A 5,476-nucleotide genomic window follows, 5' to 3' on the forward strand; every position below is an offset into this window, starting at 1 on the left:
CTTGACGAACTCTTCCGGTGGGACGTGCGAGAGCGGGCTGCGCGGAGCCATCTCGGAAGCCTACAACGTGTACAGGCTCAAGCGTAGGCGCAAAGCCGCACCTCCGGTGCGGCAGCGCCTAGTGAATGTCCCGCTGGCGCGATTCCACCTCCACCTCGCTGATTCGCTTCCTGGTTTTTGCCAGTCGGGCTTCCTCGTCGATGAAATAGAAGCCGACGCGCAGGATCGCGGCAATCACCGTCACCAGGATGGAGGAGAGAAACCAGTCGAGGATAGGGGACACCACCGGCCAGCGCGGCGCGACGTGGATGCCGTACGCCCCGGTGAGCGGCACGAGAAGGAACGCCAGCCAGTGCGAGGCGCAGTACGCGCAGGAAACGAAGTAACCGCGCCATGTGCTCATCCCGCCGAACGCTTTGCGAAGCGGCTCGAACAGCTTCTCCCGCGCGATGGTGTGCGAGAGCCCCATCGTCACCGCGGAGACGAGCACGAGCTTGAGGATGGGGACCTCCACTTACTTCGGCCCCGCCCCGGGAACTTCGCGGTTCCGCTGGGCCGCCTCGTCGCAGCCAGCCCGGCTCGGCAAAGTCGCGAGCGCCAGCGCCGCCAGGCGCGGGCAAGAGCCCGTTCACGACGGCGGCGGCGCCAGTGACCAGCCCGGGAACGAGGGCGTGGATCACCCGCATCGCCTTGGCCAACAGACCGATGGTCACGAACCGCTCGCCGCGCGCGCAGGCGCGGAGGATGCGGCGCGCCGCGCGCTCTGCCGCGACCGACGTCAAAGGAAGCGATGCCCCGATTGCGAACCAGGCCACCTCCCGATCGCGGCGGCCCTTGAAGAGCGCGTTCCAGTGCGATCCCGTGCGCATCACGAAGGGCAGGATGGTGGTGACGCGGATGCCGTGCCGTGCCGTCTCGACGGCAAGCCCTTCGGAGAAACCGACTGCCGCGTACTTGGATCCGACGTACGGCAACAGGTGTGGGATGGCGACGGCGCCGCCGATCGAGCAGATGTTCACGATCCGCGAGCCGCGGCGGAGGTGCGGCAGAGCGGCGAGCGTCGTATGGACGGTACCGAAGTAATTGATCGCCATCGCCTCGCGGAAGTCCTGAAGGCCCATCGACTCCATCGGTCCGACCTGGATGATTCCCGCGTTGTTGATCAGGACGTCGATCGCACCGAATCGCTCCGCGGCCTGGGAGACGAACGATCCGGCCTGGGCAGCGTCGCTGACATCGCAAGTAACCGCGAGGACCTCGCCGCCGATGGACTTCAGCTCTGCCCTCGCCCGCTCGAGCTCCGCGGCGTCACGGGCGCAGATGGCCAGTTGCGCTCCCTGCCTTGCCAGCTCCCGCGAAAGCACCAAGCCGAGACCGCGCGACGCACCCGTCACCAGCACTGCCTTGCCTGCGAAGGTGAACGATGGAGGAAATGCCCGACGCAGCCCCATCGCAACGCCCGCCGCCCCGGCCGCGATCATCCAGTTCCGCCCCATCCGCATCATGCACCTCCGCGGCAAAGGTCGGCATCGCGCGATGGGCGGGAAAGCGCATCACGGCGCCTGCACAGCGGCGGTACGATCCCGGACCGGCCGCTCGCTCGCCAGCCGGGCGATACCGGAGCGGCAATTGTCGCAGTTGCCGCACGCGTCGCCGCGGTCCTCGCCGAAGTACTCCCGGATCAGCCGCCGCCGGCAGGCCGCGGATTGGGCGAAGCGCATCATCGATTCCAGTCGCTCGCGATCGTCGAGCTGGAGCTGCTCGTACTCCTGCAGAACGCGCTGCAGGTCGCCCGCGTCCAGCTCGCGCACCTTCACCAGCGCTCGGCGCTTCCGCTCCACCGCGCCTGCTCCGATCAGCTGCGCGACGATCACCTTGACCCGCTTCTCGCCCAATCCCGATGCTTCGACGACCGCTTTCAGCGAAGGACTTCGCGCCCCCAGCGCCTGCCAGACCGAAAGCGATTCGTCGCGGTCCGGGTACTTCCCACCGAGGAAATAGGACTGGATGCGCTTGTCCTCGAGGCGGTAGAGCAGCGTCGCGCGCGCCGCCTTCCCGTCTCGCCCGGCGCGCCCGGCCTCCTGGTACCAGGCCTCGATCGAGCCGGGAAAGTTCCAGTGGGCGACCAGCCGGATGTCGGGCTTGTCGATGCCGAGACCGAACGCGTTCGTGGCGATCACCGCGCGAACTTCTCCGGACATGAACCGCCGCTGCATCTCCTCACGTTCGGAGACCTTCAGCTTGCCGTGATACCGGCCGACGTTCTCCCCCTGCGCGCGCAGCCAGCGATGGAGCTCTTCGACCTTGCGGACGGTGGCGCAGTAGACGATGGCGCTGCCGTCGGCCGCGCGGAGCAGCTCCATCAAGGCCTGCTCCTTCATCGCGCGGTTCACCGTGCGGCGCACCTCGAGAAAGAGATTGGGACGGTCGACCCCGGTCTGCACCACTTGCGGGTCGCGCATTCCGAGCTGGCGGACGATGTCCTCGACGACTTCGGGCGTTGCGGTGGCCGTGAGCGCGAGGACCGGCGGTGCTCCCAGCGCGCGTGCAGCCTCGGCGAGGCCGAGATACGCCGGCCGGAAATCGTGTCCCCACTGCGAGATGCAATGGGCTTCATCGACCACCAGCAGCGAGACACCGCGCTCGCGAAGCAGGGAAAGATATTCGGGACTCTCCAGGCGCTCGGGCGTCACGTAGATGAGGTCGTTCCCCCCGGTTGCGATCTCTGCCACCGCCTCCCTCTCCTCCGACGACGACAACGTCGAGTCCAGCCGGGCAACGTCGATGCGAGCCGCCTCCGCCTTCTCCCGCTGGTCCTGCACGAGCGAAAGCAACGGCGACACCACCACCACGGCCCGCGGCAGGAAGAGCGCCGGAATCTGGTAGGTGAGCGACTTGCCTCCGCCCGTGGGAAGGATGCCCAAGGCATCTCGTCCGGCGAGCGCCGCATCGATCAAGTCGCGCTGTCCGGGGCGGAACCGGCGCACGCCGAATCGCCGCGCCGCTTCGCCCGCGATGGCGGGCCAGTCGATGCCTTTGGTCATCGCACTACGGTAAGGCGTGCCTACTCGAAGCGCAGGGCCTCGATGGGATCGAGCCGCGAGGCCCGCAGCGCCGGGTAGAACCCCGCCACCACTCCGGCGAGGCCCGCGGCGAGCATGGTTCCGAGCATCACGGGTGGCGAGAGCAGGGTGGGCCAGTTTCCCCGCGCCGCCATCCATTTAGAGACGCCGATCCCCAGCGTCAGCCCGATCACGCCGCCGACCGTCGCCAGCACCACCGCCTCGGTGAGGAACTGGAAGAGGATGTCGCGGCCCCGACCGCCAACGGCCATGCGAATGCCGATCTCGCGCGTGCGCTCGGTGACGGAGACGAGCATCACGTTGGCGATGCCAATGCCGCCGACGATCAGCGAGATCGCGGCCACCGCCTCGAGCAGCGTGGCGATGGTCTCGGTGCTCTGCTTCGCCGCGTCCTGCATCTCCGCCAGGTTGCGGATCTGGAAATCGGGCTCCGCCTGGTCGGAGAGGCGGTGCCGCTGGCGGAGCAGCGCGGTGATCTCGCGCTCGGCGTCGCTGACGGCCGACGACGATCGCGCCGAGATCATCATCTGACCGACGGCGTCCGACTGCGAGCCGATCAGGCGGCGCACCACGGTGGACCAGGGCATGAGGATGACGTCGTCCTGGTCCGAACCGCCGAAGCTCTGGCCCTTGACCGCGAGGATGCCCACCACCTTGCAGGGAACGTGCTTGACCCGGATCTGCTCGCCCAATACCGGCGCTCCGGGCACGAACAGCTTGTTGACCACCGTCTGACCGAGGACGCAGACCTTCGCCGCCGAGGCGTCCTCTTCGCGGCCGAACGCCTCCCCTTGCACAAGCGGCCAGGCGCGCACCTGGAGGTAGGCCGCGGTGGTGCCCTGCACCTGCGTGAACCAGTTCTGGTCGCCGTACACGACCTGCGCCCCGGTCCGGTTGATGGGAGCGACGGACGCGACGGAGGCCGTCAGGTCGCGCTCGATTGCGGTCGCGTCATCGCGGGTGAGGTTCTGCGTCGCGCCCGATCCGGTGGCGACGCCGTGCATGGCGATCGAGCCGGGCAGCACCATCAGGAGATTTGCTCCGAGGCTTTCCATCTGCTCGGCCACCTTGGCTTGCGCTCCCTGCCCGATGGAGACGGTGGCCATCACGGCGGCAACCGCGATGACGATGCCGAGCATCGCCAGGAGCGATCTCAGCTTGTTCTTCCTCAACGCGCGAAGGGCGGTCCGGAGCGAGGCGGCCGCGTTCATGCCGAGCGCTCCTCCTGCGCGCGAAGCTCGTCGCGAGCCAGCCGGCGGCGCGCGAGGGGCATGTCGCTGAGCACCACCCCGTCCTTGAACGTCACGACGCGACGGCCATGCTCCGCGATGTCCTGCTCATGGGTGACGAGCAGCACCGTCAGCCCCTGCTCGTTCAGCTCCTGGAAGATGCCCATCACCTCCACGCTGGTTCGGGAGTCGAGGTTGCCGGTGGGCTCGTCGGCGAGCAGCAGCGAAGGGCGATTCACCAGCGCGCGGGCGATGGCGACGCGCTGTTGCTGTCCGCCGGAGAGCTGGGCAGAGGTGTGGTCCAGCCGATCTCCGAGGCCAACGCGGTGGAGGGCTTCCGCAGCGCGGCGGTGGCGTTCCCGCGCGGCGACCCCCTGATAGAGAAGCGGCAACTCCACGTTTTCGACGGCGGTGGTGCGGGGAAGCAGATTGAAGCCCTGAAAGACGAAGCCGATCTGCTGGCCGCGGACCCGCGCAAGCTGGTCGCGCGAGAGCTTTCCCACGTCGCGGCCGTTGAGGAGATACGAGCCGCGGGTCGGGCGGTCGAGGCAGCCGACCAGGTTCATGAACGTGCTCTTGCCGGAGCCGGAAGCGCCCATGACCGCGATGAACTCGCCGGGCTCGATGGCCAGCGAGACGCCGCGCAGCGCCCGCACCTCCACGTCGCCCATCCGGTAGATCTTCTCCAGATCGCGCGTTTCGACGACGGGCGCCGTCCCGGGCGCGTTTCCGTGGCCCGACTCGCTCCTAGAACGGCCCACGGCGCCTCTGCTGCGAAGAAGAGCTGCTGCCGGCGTCTCCACCGCCGACGATCACCTTGTCGCCCTCGGCGAGGCCGTCGATCACCTCCGTGCGCTGCCCGTCCGACAGCCCGACGCGGATCAGCACCGGCACCGGCTTGCCGTCCTGCAGCTTGAAGACCCGCCCGGGACGGCCTTGCGCCTGCTGCCCAGGGCCTGGGGCGGCTCCGTCGCGCGTTCCGCGAGCCGCCGCCGAAGCCGTGCGCGCCTGGGGCGGTGCGCTCTGGCGCTGCTGCGCGGGCACCTCCTGGGCGCCAGTGGCGTCGTCGGGCTTCCAGCGCAGGGCGGCATTCGCTACCCGAAGTGCTTCGTCCTTGCGCGCGGAAGTGATGTTGACCGAGGCGGTCATCCCCTGGCGCAGCTT

At 68.6% G+C, this 5,476-nt stretch carries 5 protein-coding genes and 1 pseudogene; all 6 read right to left on the reverse strand.

Annotated features, from left to right (window positions below; all coding sequences use genetic code 11):
* Window positions 1–118: 118 nt before the first annotated feature.
* The 6 genes and pseudogenes from E6J58_24040 to E6J58_24065 all read right to left on the reverse strand — a co-directional run bounded on the left by E6J58_24040 (window position 119) and on the right by E6J58_24065 (window position 5,461).
* The gene (locus E6J58_24040; GenBank protein TMB31827.1) at window positions 119–469 is read right to left on the reverse strand and encodes a hypothetical protein; all 351 of its coding nucleotides are present in this window, start codon (window positions 467–469) and stop codon (window positions 119–121) included.
* Window positions 470–851: 382 nt separating this feature from the next.
* Window positions 852–1,505: pseudogene (locus tag E6J58_24045) on the reverse strand (SDR family oxidoreductase).
* A gap of 48 nt (window positions 1,506–1,553) precedes the next feature.
* Entirely contained in the window at window positions 1,554–3,044 is a 1,491-nt protein-coding gene (locus E6J58_24050) for an ATP-dependent DNA helicase RecQ (GenBank protein ID TMB31824.1), read from the reverse strand.
* A 20-nt stretch (window positions 3,045–3,064) separates the two neighbouring features.
* On the reverse strand, window positions 3,065–4,294 hold the full coding sequence (locus E6J58_24055) for an FtsX-like permease family protein (GenBank protein ID TMB31825.1): 1,230 nt from the start codon (window positions 4,292–4,294) through the stop codon (window positions 3,065–3,067).
* Window positions 4,291–4,983 carry an ABC transporter ATP-binding protein gene (locus E6J58_24060; protein ID TMB31828.1) on the reverse strand — a complete coding sequence of 231 codons (693 nt, stop codon included), beginning with the start codon at window positions 4,981–4,983 and terminating at the stop codon, window positions 4,291–4,293. The genes E6J58_24055 and E6J58_24060 overlap by 4 nt, the downstream gene beginning before the upstream one ends.
* 76 nt (window positions 4,984–5,059) lie before the next feature.
* A complete protein-coding gene (locus E6J58_24065; GenBank protein TMB31826.1) occupies window positions 5,060–5,461 on the reverse strand; it encodes a hypothetical protein in 402 nt (133 codons plus the stop codon).
* Window positions 5,462–5,476 lie beyond the last annotated feature (15 nt).

Source organism: Deltaproteobacteria bacterium, assembly GCA_005879535.1.
Lineage (GTDB): Bacteria > Myxococcota > Myxococcia > Myxococcales > 40CM-4-68-19 > 40CM-4-68-19.